This window comes from Streptomyces sp. NPDC025638 (assembly GCF_055558775.1).
Map to the genome: position 1 here is coordinate 14,771 of NZ_JBVHLX010000038.1, position 15,988 is coordinate 30,758.

The 15,988-nt window shown below is 69.3% G+C and carries 14 protein-coding genes; 8 read left to right on the plus strand and 6 right to left on the minus strand.

The features are described 5' to 3' along the window. Positions 1–53 precede the first annotated feature (53 nt). The 4 genes from ACZ4EG_RS45020 to ACZ4EG_RS45035 all read left to right on the plus strand — a co-directional run bounded on the left by ACZ4EG_RS45020 (position 54) and on the right by ACZ4EG_RS45035 (position 3,916). Entirely contained in the window at positions 54–1,217 is a 1,164-nt protein-coding gene (locus ACZ4EG_RS45020) for an oxygenase MpaB family protein (protein WP_467794840.1), read from the plus strand. A 187-nt stretch (positions 1,218–1,404) separates the two neighbouring features. After that, positions 1,405–1,581, plus strand: a complete 177-nt coding sequence (locus ACZ4EG_RS45025) for a hypothetical protein (RefSeq protein WP_453561505.1) — start codon at positions 1,405–1,407, stop codon at positions 1,579–1,581. A gap of 32 nt (positions 1,582–1,613) precedes the next feature. Beyond that, entirely contained in the window at positions 1,614–2,231 is a 618-nt protein-coding gene (locus tag ACZ4EG_RS45030; protein ID WP_453561504.1) for a hypothetical protein, read from the plus strand. A gap of 1,502 nt (positions 2,232–3,733) precedes the next feature. Next, on the plus strand, positions 3,734–3,916 hold the full coding sequence (locus ACZ4EG_RS45035; protein WP_453561502.1) for a hypothetical protein: 183 nt from the start codon (positions 3,734–3,736) through the stop codon (positions 3,914–3,916). Between the two features lie 540 nt (positions 3,917–4,456). Here the strand turns inward: ACZ4EG_RS45035 and ACZ4EG_RS45040 are convergent. From ACZ4EG_RS45040 to ACZ4EG_RS45055, 4 genes are all read right to left on the minus strand, one after another. After that, complete coding sequence (locus tag ACZ4EG_RS45040; protein ID WP_467794841.1) at positions 4,457–5,272, minus strand: ExeA family protein; 816 nt, start codon at positions 5,270–5,272, stop codon at positions 4,457–4,459. Continuing rightward, complete coding sequence (locus ACZ4EG_RS45045) at positions 5,269–5,547, minus strand: hypothetical protein (protein ID WP_467794842.1); 279 nt, start codon at positions 5,545–5,547, stop codon at positions 5,269–5,271. Before ACZ4EG_RS45045 ends, ACZ4EG_RS45040 begins: the two co-directional genes overlap by 4 nt. Next, positions 5,544–6,902: a DDE-type integrase/transposase/recombinase gene (locus tag ACZ4EG_RS45050; protein ID WP_467794843.1), complete on the minus strand. Its 1,359-nt coding sequence runs from the start codon at positions 6,900–6,902 to the stop codon at positions 5,544–5,546. Before ACZ4EG_RS45050 ends, ACZ4EG_RS45045 begins: the two co-directional genes overlap by 4 nt. 105 nt (positions 6,903–7,007) lie before the next feature. Next, a complete protein-coding gene (locus ACZ4EG_RS45055) occupies positions 7,008–7,631 on the minus strand; it encodes a DUF6431 domain-containing protein (protein ID WP_467794844.1) in 624 nt (207 codons plus the stop codon). A gap of 456 nt (positions 7,632–8,087) precedes the next feature. Between ACZ4EG_RS45055 and ACZ4EG_RS45060 the strand changes: the two genes are divergently transcribed. Together ACZ4EG_RS45060 and ACZ4EG_RS45065 are read left to right on the plus strand one after the other, a co-directional pair. Next, positions 8,088–8,465: a hypothetical protein gene (locus ACZ4EG_RS45060; RefSeq protein WP_467794845.1), complete on the plus strand. Its 378-nt coding sequence runs from the start codon at positions 8,088–8,090 to the stop codon at positions 8,463–8,465. Next, positions 8,459–9,334, plus strand: a complete 876-nt coding sequence (locus tag ACZ4EG_RS45065) for an ATP/GTP-binding protein (RefSeq protein WP_467794846.1) — start codon at positions 8,459–8,461, stop codon at positions 9,332–9,334. Before ACZ4EG_RS45060 ends, ACZ4EG_RS45065 begins: the two co-directional genes overlap by 7 nt. Positions 9,335–9,713: 379 nt before the next feature. Here ACZ4EG_RS45065 and ACZ4EG_RS45070 read toward each other — a convergent pair whose 3' ends face one another. Both ACZ4EG_RS45070 and ACZ4EG_RS45075 read right to left on the minus strand, forming a co-directional pair. After that, a complete protein-coding gene (locus tag ACZ4EG_RS45070) occupies positions 9,714–10,931 on the minus strand; it encodes a PP2C family protein-serine/threonine phosphatase (RefSeq protein WP_453561541.1) in 1,218 nt (405 codons plus the stop codon). 750 nt (positions 10,932–11,681) lie between these two features. Continuing rightward, the gene (locus ACZ4EG_RS45075; RefSeq protein ID WP_467794847.1) at positions 11,682–12,578 is read right to left on the minus strand and encodes a replication-relaxation family protein; all 897 of its coding nucleotides are present in this window, start codon (positions 12,576–12,578) and stop codon (positions 11,682–11,684) included. Positions 12,579–13,849: 1,271 nt separating this feature from the next. Between ACZ4EG_RS45075 and ACZ4EG_RS45080 the strand changes: the two genes are divergently transcribed. After that, the gene (locus ACZ4EG_RS45080) at positions 13,850–14,035 is read left to right on the plus strand and encodes a hypothetical protein (RefSeq protein WP_453561496.1); all 186 of its coding nucleotides are present in this window, start codon (positions 13,850–13,852) and stop codon (positions 14,033–14,035) included. A 735-nt stretch (positions 14,036–14,770) separates the two neighbouring features. After that, on the plus strand, positions 14,771–14,944 hold the full coding sequence (locus ACZ4EG_RS45085) for a hypothetical protein (RefSeq protein ID WP_467794848.1): 174 nt from the start codon (positions 14,771–14,773) through the stop codon (positions 14,942–14,944). Positions 14,945–15,988 lie beyond the last annotated feature (1,044 nt).

Here is a 15,988-nt window from a genome sequence, read left to right on the forward strand (position 1 = left end):
TCGGCCAGCCCTCTCCGCCTGTCGTGACCCCGCGGAAGACAAGGACCCATGCCATGAACTGCACTGAGGCATCGATGGATGCCCTGCGCCAAGCCGGTGACGAACTCGCCGACGCCACCGTCGCCGCACTCTTCGAGCGTGGAGAGGTGGGCAAGTTCAACACCCTGATGCGCTACGTCTCCACCGCGGGCGCTCCCCTGCCGGACGGGCTGCCCGATGTCGCCCGGGAGTACCTTCAGGCCACGAGTGTCCCGCCGGCCTGGGTCGACTGGGGGGAGATGGAGAAGGCCCGGCTGTTCTTCATCGACAACAACGTGCACATCTCCACCGCCCTTTCCTTCGCCTCCATGCCCGCCTGCTACGTCGTCCCCCACGTGGCGAAGCTCCTGTCGGCCACCCATGGGCTGAAGTACCCCTCCAAACGGATGGCGGAGACCGGCCAGTTCACCGTCTACCTGATGCAGCCCGACGCCTTCGAAGCCGGCAGCCGCTTCATCCCCGCCGCCCAGAAGGTCCGTCTCCTGCACGCCTCAATCCGCCACCACCTCGCGCGCGAGAACCGCTGGGACACCCAGACGCTGGGAACGCCGATCTGCCAGGAGGACATGATCGGCGGACAGATGTTCTTCTCCCTGCTCGTGCTGGACTCCCTGCACCGCCTCGGCATCCACATGTCCACCGAGGGTGCCGAAGCGTACTTCTACGCCTGGCGGGTCGTCGGAGCGATGCTCGGCGTCGACCAGGACGCCGTCCCCAAGTCCCTCGAGGAGGCCCGTCGGTTCCTCGACCTGTACATGGTCCGGCACATGGGGCCGTCCGAGGAAGGCACGCACCTGACCCGGCAGCTCATCGACCTCTACGAGGAAGTCGTACCCGGCACCTTCTTCGACCCGATCGTCTCCGCACTCATCCGCCACCTCGCCGGCGACACCTGCGCCGACTGGCTCCAGGTGCCCCGCACCACGTGGGACACCGTCGTCAAGGCCGTCCCCCACCTTCTCGGCGTCCTGGAGACCATCGAGGACCGCTCCCCCTTCGGCGCCTGGGCCCTGGACCGCCTCGGCCACCTCACCACCATCCTCGAACTGTCCTCCCTCACCCGCGGACGCGTCATGCACTACGCCATCCCCGAACAGCTCAAAAAGGACTACGGCATCTCCGACACGGTGCCCCGCACCCACCGATGGACTCCGCCTGCTGCCACCGTCGCCTACTGACCCACGTGCTCAAACTTCGATGGCACGAACTCAAGGTTCGGTGACACAGAACAACAGGCAGGAGGGAGCGCGGTGGGTATCGACGATGTCCTCTGTCATCTAATCGAGGCGTTTGACAGCGAACCCAGTCGTTCGGGCTTCCTTGCCAGCGAACCTAGTCGTGTGAGGTGAACACGCTGGGGGCTGGGTGGCCGTACTGGCTGCGGCGGAGCGCGCCAAACCGTACATCGAGGTCGCTTACATCGACGCCGTACACGAGCGACGGCGGCACCCGCTGCTGGACTGCGTCACGGTCCGGCTCGGGGACGTCCCAAGTCGGGAAGCACATGCGCTCGAAGAGATCCGAATGTCCACGATCATCTGACTGACTGTCACATGATCCGGCAAACTTCCGCCATGGATTCAGCCTGGCCCACGGTGATCGGGTCGATAGCAAGCGGGGCACTTGTCGGTCTCACGGCCCTCATAGCCGCCCACTGGACCAAGCAGGCTCAGAAAGCGCAGCTCGATGCGCAAATCGAACAAGTCAGGCTCCAGATCAAGGCCCAGGCCCTTGAGCAACGCCGTGAGCCACGCAGCCGCCACTATGCCGAGTTCGTCAACGGCATCGACACGCTGCTGGACTACCTAAACGATCACTGGCTCGGTAATCGTATGCCCGCGGACGCCGACGAACTGGCAGCAGTCCGCGAAGAAGTCCGACGGCAGGAGCGCGAGCTCCACCGGGTCTGGTCCAGAGTCGCAGTGGAAGGAACCAGCAGCGTCGCAAGCTCTGGAACAGACGCGCTCGACGCCGTTGGGGAGATCACCACAAGCCTCGGACGCGACCTGCGCGGACGTCGCGCGGACCCTCCAGAGACCGTGACACCGCGCCTGGACCGGCGGCGGTTGTGGGAAACACTGGACGCGTCGCAGGGCACGTTCATCACCGCGGCCCGACGCAGCCTCCAGGATGACGGAGTGCGCAGAGTCCGTCGGGCGCCGCAACCTGAGCGACAGGCCGAGCCAGACTGAAGCCGTCACACACAGCGGCCCCGGAGTGATCGTTTGCCATCCAAGCTAGTCGATGCAGGTCACCGCAGAGTGTGCGACTAACTTCGCCGTCAAAGGACAGACGATGTCCTGTGCTACCTCGGCGCTGACCCGGCCGCCCTGCTCCGGCCCCGTCGCGGTGGGCCGGAGCAGGGCGGCCGCGCGGCTCGCGCTGCCCCGCCGTCGTGTGCGGGCTGCGGCCGGCCCGGTCGGGCGACCACCGCCGCCGATCTTCCTGGCTATGGGCTGCGCTGGCTGGACCGGTGCCGGGACTGCTTCCTGGCCACCGTCGGCATGATCCCGGGCCGGGTGCCGGACTCGGTGGAGCAGGTCGTCGCCGATGTGCGGGCCGCGGCGCTTGAGGCGGGCGTGTCACCGGTGATCCTTGTCGACCGCACCGAAGGCGCACGTCGTGGCTGAGCCGGGCCGCTACCACCTCACGCTGACGACTGCGGACCGGACGGTCATGCACGGCTGGTGGGATGCCCGGTCGACGGCGGAGCGGATGTTCGCGTCCTGGATCGGCTAGTACGGCAGCCTGCCGGGCGCGACCGTCGTGCTCCGAGAGCGTGCTGCAGACGGTGAGCGGGTGCTGGATGCCTGGCAAGCCGATACGGACGCCTGACCGGGTCCGTGACCTGCGCTGTCAGGGGTGCGTTTATCCCGTGACGCGTGTGCGAGCCCTGGTGTCCTCGTGGCGGGGCTCCGGTCGCGGCCCCGGTGCCGCCCGGTACACCCGGTACTGGGGCGCTTGCTCTTCTGTCGGCAGCGCCGTACCGCGCTGAGCTGCCATGGTCGGGGGGTGCGGGCCTTGGGCGGGCCCGTGGTACGGCCGTCCAGCACCTGTGACCGGGGTCCACACCGGTTGGGCAAGCCCACGAACGGGGGCTTGCCCAGCGCCGCGACGGGCTTGCCCGGCCGGTACCGGGCACGATCCCTTGGCGGGCCCTGTCCGGCCGCGGCAGGTTGCTTCCTTGGTGGGGCCCATAGGGGGCTGGAGGGTTGGGCCGACCGTTGCGCCGAGGGGTGCACCGAGGGTTGCAGCACCGTCATCGCACGGACGCCTGTTTGTGCAGGTGGGGCGTTGTGGGCAAGCCGGTCGCGTACACCGACACCTCCCTCCGCAGGTAGCCGGAGGGAGTGCTTGCCCCCCAGGGCTCAGCGAGAGCGCTTCCGGAACGGCCGGGCCTGTTCGCACGGACTTTCTCAGCACTTGCCTGAAACTGGCGCGCACCCGGTGTCTATCGTCAGGGCTGCCGCAGCGCCCGTGTCACCCCCGTTCCGCCTGACTACATGAAAGGGATCACCTCGGTGGCGAATGCGCTGGTCAGAGCGGGTTGCGGGGCTAACCCTCGCAGTCGGCACTCTGGCGCCGCCCTGTCCGGCACCCCTGTCGGCACCTCAAGGGCCAAGGGGGGCCCTGCGCCCTGCCATCCATCCGCACGCGGGTCTGCCGCGTGCCTGATCCTGAGGGGAAATCTCCCGTGTCCGCACTCGCTCTGCTCGTCGTGCTGCTCCTGGTCCTCGTGGGCCTGGTCCTCGTCGTCGGCCTGGGCTACGTGGTCCACCGCCGTCCGGCGCTCGCCGCGCCGCTGACCGTCGCCCTGGCCGGTGCCGGCGTCTTGGCCGCCGTCGTGTTCGCGATCGTCCAGAGCGCAGGACAGTGACCCCCCGGGCGGCCGCACGGGTCACTGCCCCGCGCGGCCGCGTCGGCGGGCGGGGTATCTGTAGGCACGAGAGTTCTGGGCCCCGCCGTACCGAGTTACCGAGTTCTTTTGGCTCCGACAGTCGTTCGACGGTCGGGCCGGTGATGGGCTGATGCACAGACCGGCCCCGCGGAAAGATGCCGTCTCGGGCGAGGGTGCCTGCGCGGCTGCGACGAGCCTGCGTATTCGCGTCCGGGACCATTGCGCAGACCTCGCCGGGGGCGTGCGTGCTGTGCGCAACGGTCGGCAGTGCGCAAGCCCGCTGCGCAGTCGGGCCGGGTGGCTGACTTCAGCTGCTGCGCAATCGGGGGCTGGTTGCGCAGGTTTCGGCCGGATGGCCTGCGCAACGCTGTGACCTGCCGTGGTCGGGCCCATGGTCTGTTGAGCGACGCTGAAGATGTGCACGAAGGCGACGTGCTGGTTGTCGACGGGACGGGATGAAACGACCCCGGCGGCCGTCAGGCCGCCGGGGTCGTCGTGAACGCGGTGTCGCTTTCGTCGTCACTCTGTCGCGTGTGTCTCGGTGATGGCGAGGCGAGTGGAGGACTCGTCGACGATGCTCTTCTCGTCGGCGAACGCGGCGATGAGGGACTGCAGGGCGATGTTGTTGACCGAGCGGGGCAGGCCGCGGCTCGTGAGATGGATCAGATCGACGGCGTCGTCGGAGAACAGCGGGTCCGACCGGCCGGCGATCGTCAGGTGGTGCTTGATATAGCTGGCGGTCTCCTCCTTCGTCATGGTCGGCATCTGGTAGCTGATCGAGATCCGCTGGTCGAGGGCCGCCAGGACGCCGTGCTTCATCCGTTTGCGCAGGGTGGGCTGCCCGATCAACAACACCGCGAACGGCGTCGTGGAGTCCATGTCGTAGTTGGTGAGCATGCGGATCGCGTCCAGCTCGTGGTGGTCGAGCAGGTGCGACTCGTCGATCACGACCGCGGGGGTGCGTCCGCGCTCGTCGACCTCGGCGGCCAGCGCGGCGGACGCCTGAGCTGCGAGAGCGGCGGACTGGTATTTCGGGGTGCCCCCGAGGCTGGTGACGATCCGGTCATAGAGGCCGCGCATGCCGACCTCGGGATTGGGCTGGTAGATCACGGTGAAGCGGGCCGGGTCGAGGGAGGCGACGGCACCCTTGAGGGCGACGGTCTTGCCCGCACCGACCTCGCCGGTGACCACGCCGATCGCCTTGTTGTTGATGCACCAGGCGATGCGGGCCGCGGCCTCGCGGTGGGAATTGTGCTGGTGGAGCATGGAAGGGGCCAGGTCCCGGCCGAAGGGGACGCGGGTGAATCCGTAGTAGCCCTGAACACGGTCGATCATGGAATCCTCCTCGGACACGGGCAGAACTGGGCCAGGGCGGAGTCCAGTTCGGTTTGTTCGTCGACCGCGGCCCGCTGTCCGAGCCGGACGGCGAGGCGGACCGCCCGCAACGCGGTGCGGACGGTGGGGGTGTCGAGGGCGCCGGTCTCCTGCTCGGCCCGGTGGCAGCTGAGACCCGCCAGGCGAAGAGCCCGGTCGGCCAGTTCGCGGGGCGTGAGCATGAACAGGTCGGGCTCGGGGTTGAAGTACAACTCCTCGGCCCGGGACGGCTTCACTGCCGGCCTCGTGAATCGTCCATCAGGGACGAGTAGTTGATGCCCCTGGCGGTGTTCGCGGTGTGTGCCTCGTCGAGGATCTTGAGGTAGTCGATCCCGGTCGGCGGGGCCGGCTCGGCCGGCGTCTCCGGGCTCGCCTTGGGGTGGGCATGGCGGCCTACGTGGTGCGGGACCGCCTTGCCCAGGGCCTTGCCCGACGCCCTGACCTCGATGTCGGTCAGGTCGAACGGGTCGAAGACCAACTCGATCCTCATCCCGGCCAGCATCGGGTCGACCTCATAGGAGTTGCCGTGCAGCGACACCGTCGCGGTCTTCGTCACGGTGCGGAACTCCGACCACAAGAACGCCTCCCGCAGGTCTGCCGTGGACGGGAGGGGCAGCGGTTTGGGAATCGAACCCAGCCAGCGTTCGATCGGCGGCTGCCCGGTCTCCGAGTGCACCGCGCGGTGATAGACCGTCTCCACCCACGCGGTGAACAGCCTGTTCAGCTCGGTGAGATGCTCGATCTGACCGACACGTTCCTCGTCGAGCTCGACCAGGAACTGATCCCTGACGGTGCGGAAGAACCGTTCGATTTTCCCGCGGCCCTGCGGGCGCCCGGGCTTGGAGTGGGTGAGCCGGATCGCCAGGCTCGCGCAGGCCCGCAACAACCAGGTGTCGACGAAGGCACTGCCGTTGTCGACGTAGATCGATTCGGGGACGCCGCGGGCTGACAGGGCCGGCCGCAGGGCCGCGGCGAGACGGACGGTGTCCTCGGCGAACCCGAACCGGTGCCCCACGATCGCCCGGGAGTGGTCGTCGATGAACGCGAACAAGTACGTCTTGCGCCCGCCGATCTTCGGCCCGTGCAGGGCGTCCCCGGTCCACAACTCGTTGCCGCGGGTGGCCTCGAACCGGCCGAACACGCTTGTCTCACTGCGGCCGGTCCCGGTCAGTCCGGCCGCGACGAAGTGCCGCTGCAACGTCCGCTCGGTCGGCGACCAGCCCTGCGTCGTGCGCAGGATCCGCTGGATCTGCGCGGCCGTGCGGCCGGGGTTCTCCCGCTTCAGCGCGGCCGCCAGGTCCAGCACCTCCGGCGGTGTCCTGGGGACCGCCTTGCGCGGCTCGGGGACCAGGGCGGCGAACCCGCCGCGACGGTAGTCGCGGGTCCACCGGTCGATCGTGCCCCTGGACACCTTCACCTGCCGCCCGAACGGGTCCGTGTGTTCCTTGTCCGCCAACTCCCGTGCCCGACGGCCGCGTTCACGCGTGGTCAGGCTGTTGTCCAGCAAGTCCTGGATCAGGGAATAGCGGAACAGACCGACCTGCCGGGCCTTCTCCGCCCGGCGGCGGTCCTCGTCCTCGCTCGATGCCATGCGCGGACTCTCCTCGCATCTCGATCAGCGCCCGCCCCGGTCGCGGACGGACACGATCAAGACTTCCGGCGCCTCCGATCGCCGCCCAGGGGCGGCCCGTGTTGATCAACTAGCTGAAGGAGTGCAGGTCAGCACTCGGCCGTCTATCGCCCGGCCCGCGAAGGACCACCGCGACACCGTGTTCATCTGAGGCCACTTCGTGGCCGCCGCCCGATGGGCGGCCACGATCACCGAGACCGCGTCCGACAACGGCGAGGCCGCCGGCTCCGGCATCACCGGATCGTCCGCGAGCGCGACCAGGGCGACGGTGAAGTGCCGGCGGACGGCCTCGGCCCGACTACGGAAGCGGCGGATCCAGCCGCGGACCGTGCCGTCCGACAACCCAAGATGCGCGGCGACCTGCCGGTGCCCCATGCCCAGGGCCGCTATCTCCAGCCCGGCCCCGATCACCTCAGCCGCATCCGCCCGCCGCGGCCACAACGTCTCCGGCAGCAGCACATGCGTGACCTCACAGCCCGTACAACGTGAGCGACGAGGACGTACGAACACCCGGGCCCCGAGATCACCACGGATCACCCGCGACCGGCCGTGACCCCACGGCGCAAGCCCGGCCCCGCACGACGGACACGTCAACTCACCAGCCCGCAGCTGGCGTTCCACGAGCACGACGTTCGCGCCGACGATGAGCACTCGATCCCTCCACCCCGTGCACACCGTGTCGTCGTGCACAAAGCAAGATCAGACTGCCCACCAAGATCAGCACTCATGTCCACCGCGACTGTCGCCAACCCCCGCCTACATGCTCATACAGAGAGTCGTCCAACAATGGTCGGGCCTGGAGGGTTCATGGTGCGGGGTGGTGAGGGCCGTGGTCGGGCCTGCCTGTTGGCGCTGAATCTTCTGTAACAACCGGTGCTCAAGCGGCTACGGTGGCGATCATCGCGCGACGGGCACGTAGAGGGACGGATGCGAACTGTCGGAAGGGTGCGCACGGTTGAGCTTTGCGCATGCGCAGTGACATTCACGGCGGTCCTGGCCGGGTGTGGCTCCGGTAGCCACAGCGACGGTGACAAGGATGCTGCCTCGAGGCCTGTGTCGTCGGCGGGTTCGACACGGCCGGCCGCGTCGGCGTCGGCGGACTCTCAGGCCGCGGAGAAGGCGGCTGTCCTGGCCGTCTACGACGGTATGACGGCTGAGCAGGCGAAGGCGTACCGGCAGGCCTCGGAGAAGGGCACGGCGCTGGAGAAGTACGCCACCCTTGACGCGCTCGGTCAGATCCGGAACGACGTGGCCAGGCTCAAGAAGTCGGGGGCCATTGTGCGGGGCGAGGTCGGTCACGACGCGAAGGTGACCGCCCTCGACATGACGGCGAAGACGCCGAAAGCGACGCTGTCGGACTGCGTTGACCTGTCGAAGTACGAGACGTACGACACGAAGGCCAAGAAGGTGATCCCGCTTCCGACTGCCCAGCCGCTGCGGTATGTCGCCACGGCGAAGGCGGAGCGGTGGCACGGGCGGTGGATGGTGACCGCCATCAACACCCAAGGGGGCGGCTCGTGCTGAGACGAGCGACGGCGGCCGCGGTGGTCCTGGCGGGCGTGCTCGCCCCCGTTGCACACGCCGACGGCGGCGGGACCGGCATCGGCGCGGGGGACTGCAAGGCGGCGACCCTGTACGTCAAGGTGTGCGCTCAGGACGGCGACAGCACGCCCGGCACGGGCGGGACGGACGGCGGCAAGGGCTCGGCTGGCTCCTCGCCCGCCAGCAGCTCGGACGCGCCGAAGTGCACCTACACCAAGCTCGTTCCCCAGCCCCCGGCGGACAACCTGGCTATGCAGGACGGCAAGAGGCGCGGCGGCAAGGGGGCGGTCTACCAAGTCCTGTGCCCGGACACGGGCCGTGTCGGCGTGACCTGGATCCCGGACGGCGCCGCCCCGGCCGCGCCCGCTGTCGACCCGGAGACCCTCGCCCGACGCGCCGTCGACGCCATGCGGCTGGACGGTCCGGACATCGCCTCCCCGCGTGCGGCGGGCCGGTACACGGTGGGTGTTCCCATATGGCTGTGGGTCCGCCAGACCCCGACCGCCTACGGGCCCGCCACGGCGACGGCCGGCGCGGGCGCCGTGACCGTGTCCGCCACCGCGCGCGTCGCGTCGATCCGCTGGGAGATGGGCGACGGCACCACCGTCACCTGCACCGGCCCCGGCACCCCGTACCAGGAGAGCGCCGGCATGAGCGACTCCCCTGACTGCGGACACCGCTACACCCGCGCCGCCAGTGACCAGGCGGACCAGCGCTTTCCGCTCACCGCTACCTCGACCTGGACTGTCACCTGGCAGGTCACCGGCGGAGGCGCGGATGAGGGCGGGTTCACCGAGACCCGCAGCACTACCGTCACGCGGCCTGTTGCCATTGCTGTAGATCCTTCTTGATGTCCCACGGCACCGGGTCGCGGTACCGACCGCAGCCGTTACAAGGCTCGGCGGTCCAAGTCTCCGCCTCCTGCAGGGGCTCCGCCCGCATCGCGGGGCCGGGCTCAAACCAACTGTCCCCTCTCATCCGATCTTGCCCCCGCACGGTGCCCTGACCTGTGCAGAGACAGGTCGGTTGAGACGTGGGCGCCTCACCGTCTCGCTTGATGTTGTTAGCCAACAGCGTTTCCACGTCGGAGTCCAACAGAGTCCGCCGCACGGAGACGCATTGACTTGGCCTCGGATTCCCAGCCCGGACACCAGCGGAGGAGGTGTCGGCCCGGTACCCGACCCGCCGAAGACGGCGCACGGGCACAGCGAGGCTCGGCGCAGTACCGCGTCACTGGTACTGCGGGCGCCATTCGAAGAGCAGGATGGTCGCATCGTCCCGTAGTTGGTTGCGCTGGTAGTCGAGGATGGCGTGGATGAGCAGCCGCAGCACCTCGGCCGGGCGCTGGCCGGCGGCGTTGGAGCGGATGATGAAGTCGGTGAACCGGTCGAGGCCGAACTCCGCGCCGTCCGCGTCGCGAGCCTCCACGACGCCGTCGGTGTAGAGCAGAACGCAGTCGCCCGGTTCCAGTGTCGTCTCGTGGACCTGCCGGGCTGTCGGGGCGAGTTGGCCGGCCAGGCCGATCGGCGGCTGCGGGGGGCTGTCCAGCGCCCCGGCGAGCACCCGCTCGCCACGGATCAGCAGCGGTGGGGGGTGACCGCAATTGACCCAGCGCAGCACCCCGGCCTCCGCGTCGAGCCGACACAGCACGCCGGTGCAGAACTGGTCGGGCAGCCATTGGGCGAGCGCCTGGTCGACGGAGCGGACGACGTCGGCCAGATCGCGCCCGTCGCGGCGGGTGTTCCGCGCCGCTGCCATGGCGACCGATGTGGTCAGGCCGGCGGTCAGATCGTGACCCATGGCGTCGAGGATCATGGTGTGCAGCACGTTCTTGACCACCGAGTGGTCGAAGGCGTCGCCGGCGATGTCGTACGCCGGTTCCAGGACCGCAGTCGAGACGCACCTGGTGCTGCCGATGGTGCGGGGTGGTAGGAAGGCCCGCAGCATCTCGGCGGGCAACTGCATGGCCCTGGTGCGGGTGCGGGCGGCGAGCCAGTCGCTGTAGGCGCGCTTGGAGGTGATCAGCATGGCGAACAGATGGGCCAGCATCCCGCTGCGGCGCATCCGTACCCCGTCGAGTGAGGCGGTCCGCACCGCCAGCACGCCCAGCCGCTCCGCACCGTCGACCAGAGGCATCCAGACGATCAGGCCATCATCGGCCGCGTCTACTCGCGGGGAGAGTGTGCGGTACGCCCAGCCGGCCGACGAGCGGTCCACCGGAAGCGGCTCCAAGGCCTCGTCGAGGGGGATGAGCAGCTGTTGTTGCAGGTCGGCGAGGTAGATCAGAGCGGTGTCCAGGCCGAGGGCCAAGGCGCACCGGTTCGCCAGGTCGGGCAGTTCGACGGGCAGGGCCGCCTGCGCCTCGATGATCAGCTCTTCCAGCAGATTCTCGTCGACGGCGGTGTCGGGACCGGCGGACGCGTGCGGTGGGTCCGACACAGGGATCACCCCTTCCGTGCCCAGTCTCACACCGATCCCCTCCTCTCTCACTGCAGGCACGACCGCGGCGAGGGCGAGAGCGGCGGTCAGGGCCGGTCGGCTGAGTTCGATCGGGCACACCTCGTGCACCAGCCACGCGATCAGCCGGTCCGTTATCAAGATCGACGCTATACAGCCAAATCCGGTCCGATCCTCCGCGAGGGCCGACCGGGACTCTCTCATTTGACCTTGTCCCTGACACGGGAATCCGAGAACGTCTGGTGAGACAGGGGCAAAGTCGCGTGAGACGGGACACCACCGTCGCCCGGTGAGAGCCTCCCTTTTGGGCCGGTTGGCGTCACGTGAAGGCGTCGCGCGGTGACGCCTTCTGAACGCGAACGCTTCTGGCGGTAGGCTCGGGACCGGCATCTTGGCGAGCAGTGGAGAGCATCCACCCGCTTGCGTTTGCCGCCGGTGGCTTCACCGACGTACCACCAGCTTTTGCAGACTGGGCACCGGACCTTCGGCCGGCGGTACGGGCGGCCCTCCCGCAGGGCGGCGGCGAACTCGACGCGTTGCTTCGCCACCACTCCTCGCGTTCCCTCCGCCACCGCCAGCCTTTGTGCGGCATGCCGCTGAGCAGTACCGACGTGACCGGCGGCTGCCCTCGGGGAGCGGGCCGCCGCACTGGCTGCATCTGCGGACATTCTTCCTTGCCACGACTCCAGGGTCCTCCGGGCAGTCGTCCACGACCAGGAGGAGGACGGTGGCGTCCCCTGTCTACGGGTGCCGGACCTGACTCCAGGGGACCGTGTGTTCGGGGTTTTGGACGGGGCGCCACACGGGTGCGGAGGGGCCGCCCTGGAGCAGGTCGACCAATGGCGCTGCCAGGACAGGGACGTTGCGCAGGAAGCCGGTCAGTGCGAGTTCCGAGGCGGCTGCGTGGAGGGCGCGGATGCGGGTCTGGACGCCGGTTGGGCCGGTGCCGTCCAGGACGAACAGCAGCCGTGGGAACAGTGGGTAGCGGCGCCGCCAGTCTTCTTCCAGGAGGTGCTGTCCAACGGTGGTCCGTGGGCGTCCGGGTGGGGGTGCGGGGATGTAGTCGTGGAGGCGGGTGTAGGTGGTGAGTTTCGCGGCGAGGCGTTCGGGTCCCATGGTGGCCCGGTCGACTTCGACGAAGGCCCGCAGCATTGATCCGCCGTTGTCGGAGTTGCGGTAGTAGAGGAGGGCGTCGGGGATGACGGTCTCGCCGCTGCCGAGGGGGTGGTAGACCTCGGGGATCCAGTCCAGGGGCTGGCACTCGTCGCCGCGGCGGCGGGCGTCCTGCAGGAAGGCCAGCCCGGTCTCCGTCACCACCAGCGAGTGGCCCCCCCGCAGTCTGGCGGCTGTGGGGTCGGCGATCAGCTTCGGCGGCCGCCAGTCCCGCAGTTCGGGCCACTCGGATGCGACGTCCACGCCGTACTGGGTGGCGAACCACACCCGGGTCCGGCCGGCCTGGGGCAGGGTGATTCGGTCCACCAGGCCCTCGTCGCGCAGCTTGGCCAGCCTGCGCCTTGTCTGCTCGATCCGCACCCCCGGCGCGATCACCAGATGCATCTGCTCCGTCGTCGCCATCCGGTACTGCGCCAGCACGGCCAGCGCCAGCCGGTCCCCACCGCCGACATCCGCGTTCAGCATCGCCACCATTGTCCCTTCCGCACGGTGCAGCGCCGTTCTGTCCGGCGCCGCGCGTACGTCCAGGCCAGCAGCCGGCCCCGACCAGAGGACCGACCACGAAGGCCCGACCAGCGTCACGATGCGATAACCCCGCCCCCGACCACGCCGGGAACCCCGCCGGGGAACCCTCCGACAACCCTGCCGACAACTGTCCGCACCCACCGGGCGCCTGACGGCGTATCTGCAGGTCACCACGCCTTTGGGGCGTGGTCGGGGAGCCCGACATTCCCCTCTGCACCCCCACAACGCACTCGCCCAGAAAGAAGAAAAGGGAAAAGGGGAGGGCGGGCGTGGTGTGGTGGAGCTTCGGGGGATCGGGCGGCCCTCAAGGGTGTTGCGCGTCGGCGGCGCCTCCGCGCTGGCCGGCCGCTGGAGCGTCCGGGCGGTGGAGCAGGGGGACAGAGGGGGGTGCCGATCGGCGTTGTTGCGCCGGGTGTTGCGGTAGACGTTACGCCAAGGGGTTGCGGTAGAGGTTGCGGTGGGTGTTGCGCGGCCTGGTAGCGGGCTTCCCCATCACCCCTGATCAGGGCACCCGTGGAGCGTGGTCGGGGGTCTGACATCCCCCTCAGAGCACCCCCGACCGCCCGGGCCTGGAAGAAGAAGGGCGGGAGGGAAGCGGGCGGGGCGTGGGGTGCTCTGAGGGGGATCGGGGCCGGCCGTTGTGGTCGCGCGCGTCGGCGGGGCCGCGCGCGGCCGGGGCTGGGGGCCCGGCGCCACGCTGCGCAGCATTTGCACGGGGGGTTGAGGCGGGTCGCGGTCCGGGGCCCCTTCGCCGGGCTGCTCGACGACGGCCGCCCGCACCGCGTCGCCTGCCCGCGTGTGCCGGGGCCAGGCGCCTCGGCGGTCTGTTCGGTGCCGTGCGTGCCGCGTGCCGTGCGTGCCGCGTGCGAGGGGCGGTGGTCGGCCGCGAGCCGGGCGCGCGGCGCGGCGGGAACTTGGCCTGGTGCTCCGGCGCGGGTCCAAGGCACGCGCGTGTCGTGCGCGTGCGAGGCAGTGAACTTCCGCCCGAGCGGAGTGGGGTTGCCGACTCCGCTCGGGCCCGATGCGGAGCCGGTTCCCCGTAAACGGCCTGGTCAGAGGAGGGTTGCGGGGCTAACCCCCGCGTCAAGCACTCTGAGCCGTCCTGTCCGGGACGCCTTCCCGAGACGCAAGGGCCAGGGAGATAACACCCTCCATTGCCCAACCGCCGCACGCCCAGTCCGGGACGTGCCCGACCCCCAGGGGAAAACCGAATGTCCACGCTCGCGCTGCTGGTCGTCCTGCTGCTGGTGCTGGTCGTCCTGCTGATCGTCGGCGCCGTCGTCTACCTGGTTCACCACCGCCCGTCGCTGAGCGGTCCGGTCACGGCCGGCGTCGCCACCGTGGCCGCGCTGGCCGCTGTCCTCACCGTCGTGCTCAGCGCTGGCGGCGGCCGGTGAAGGCCGGCCGTGGGGGCCCGGGGCAACGGGGAGCCCCGGCCCCCACGGCAGCGTGGGCAAGTGTCCCGCCCCGGAACGCGACCTTCACCGGTCGCGAGGTTGGGTGGGCCCTGGTCCGCGGGGTGCTGCCCGCAGTCCGCGGTGTCGGGTGCGGCGGTCTGCTCGGCGCCTAGGTGTCTTGGTGGTGCGGCCTCGGTGCCGAGTTCGGTCCGGATTCTGTGTTCGCCCTTTTCATTGTGTATTTCGAATGGGGCTGTATAGCGCGGGTTTTCGCGCTTGTGCACCGGCCCTCCACCGGCCCGGCGGCCGAACGGCTGCCGGAGCCAAAAGAACCCGGTACGGCAGAGCCTGATCTCGTGCTTACAGACAGGCTCTTAACGCTCGGGATGCGGAGGAGTACGGCGGGGGTTGTGGTCCTACGCGTACGAGGAGGTTCCCTACTGGATCGGCGGCACCCATTCAAGTCCAAGGCCCGCCCGTTTTCCCAGGTCAGAAGCCTCGAATGGGAGATCCGGCGGGGGAAGAGTCGACGCCAGCCGCCATGCCTTGCCTGCCCTGTGACCAGGACCGCCTATGCCGTGAACTGGCTGGTCAGAGCGGGGTTGCGGAGCTAGCCCCCGCGCCGAGCACTCTGAGCCCCACCAAAACCACCGCTTCTCCTCGCGGGGGCAATGCATGTTCCCCCAACCACCGCACGCCCCATTCGGGCGTGCCCGTCCCGAGGGGGAACTGCCCGTGTCCACGCTCGCTCTGCTCGTCCTGCTGCTCCTGGTCGTCGTCGTCGCGCTGCTCGCGGCAGGCGCCGCCTACGTCGTGCACCGCCACCCGTCCTGGGCCCAGCCCATTGGCGCCGCGTTCGGCGCGGTGATGGTGATGGCCACCCTGGTCGGCCTGATCCTCGCTCTGTGAGCCGCGGGGCCCGACCACGGCACCGGATTCCGCTCCGCCTTTGGCCCGGTTTTTGGAATTAGGTTGTGGGGCGCAGGTTTTCTCGGTGCATTCCCCGGTGTATTCAACGGGCCTTGTCAGCGCCCGGTCTTTCTGCGTGATGGGTGACGTGTGAGTTGCGGTGGAGTGCGTCAGCTGTCTGTACCGGGAGTGTGGGGTGTTTGTGCTGGTCGGGGGAGTGGACGGGAGTGTGGGGGTGTCGCTTTGCTGGTGAGGGTTGTTGTCGTTTGCCAGTGAAGGTTTGTTGTCGTGTGTGTAGGCGTGTGAGGGGGCCCGGGGACAGCAGGCCGGGCGTTCAGAGGCGGCTGGTTGCGGTTCGGTCGGGTTGCTGCTGCGGCGGGAGTTCTGGGAAGGACGCGATCTCGGCTTTCAGGGTCCGCCATGCTGCTCGTTGCCGTTGTTGCGGTTCGTTCCGGCTGATGACCACCTCACCCTCCTGCGGGCCCTGATTGGTGCTCTCCAGGCCGGCCTCGGACACTGCACAGTTTCAGTGGTCGGCGACAGCATCGCGCGCCGGGGCAGGGGCAGGGAAGTCTTGATCCAGAATCGATCTGGATGCCATTTCGAAGCACCAACGAGAAGCGCCCACCCGGATTTCCACCGTACCGGAGGGAGCACAACCCCGGCCCCTTCACAGCCGCACCCATCCCGAAGACCCGCCCCTGACTCAGCCTCACATCTCCTCGCATACAGGCCAGCTGAGCGATCTTCCCCCACCCCTCCAGCTGCTGCGCGGGCCGAAGGCCCGTCACCCGCACGGCAGTGCGGGATGGCTGGAGTGCAGCGGAAGCCATCAGCAGGGCGCAGCCCGGCTCCGGCCCGCAACGCGGGCCGGCCACTCCCGGAGCGAAGCGGAGGGAGTGTCAATTCATGGGCGAAGCCCGTGAATTGGGCGGTGAGCGCAGTGAACCGCCAGCGCTCCCGCGGAGCGGGAGCGCAACTCGGGCGCGCAGCGCCCGAGTTCGCTTGCATCGCGCGCAGCGCGATGGGACCCGCTCCGCGGGG

Coding starts and splice junctions, on each gene's coding strand:
- ACZ4EG_RS45020 (WP_467794840.1), top strand. CDS start 54: ATGAACTGCACTGAGGCATCGATGGATGCCCTGCGCCAAGCCGGTGAC.
- ACZ4EG_RS45030 (WP_453561504.1), top strand. CDS start 1,614: ATGGATTCAGCCTGGCCCACGGTGATCGGGTCGATAGCAAGCGGGGCA.
- ACZ4EG_RS45040 (WP_467794841.1), bottom strand. CDS start 5,272: ATGATCGACCGTGTTCAGGGCTACTACGGATTCACCCGCGTCCCCTTC.
- ACZ4EG_RS45050 (WP_467794843.1), bottom strand. CDS start 6,902: ATGGCATCGAGCGAGGACGAGGACCGCCGCCGGGCGGAGAAGGCCCGG.
- ACZ4EG_RS45060 (WP_467794845.1), top strand. CDS start 8,088: ATGACGGCTGAGCAGGCGAAGGCGTACCGGCAGGCCTCGGAGAAGGGC.
- ACZ4EG_RS45075 (WP_467794847.1), bottom strand. CDS start 12,578: ATGCTGAACGCGGATGTCGGCGGTGGGGACCGGCTGGCGCTGGCCGTG.
- ACZ4EG_RS45080 (WP_453561496.1), top strand. CDS start 13,850: ATGTCCACGCTCGCGCTGCTGGTCGTCCTGCTGCTGGTGCTGGTCGTC.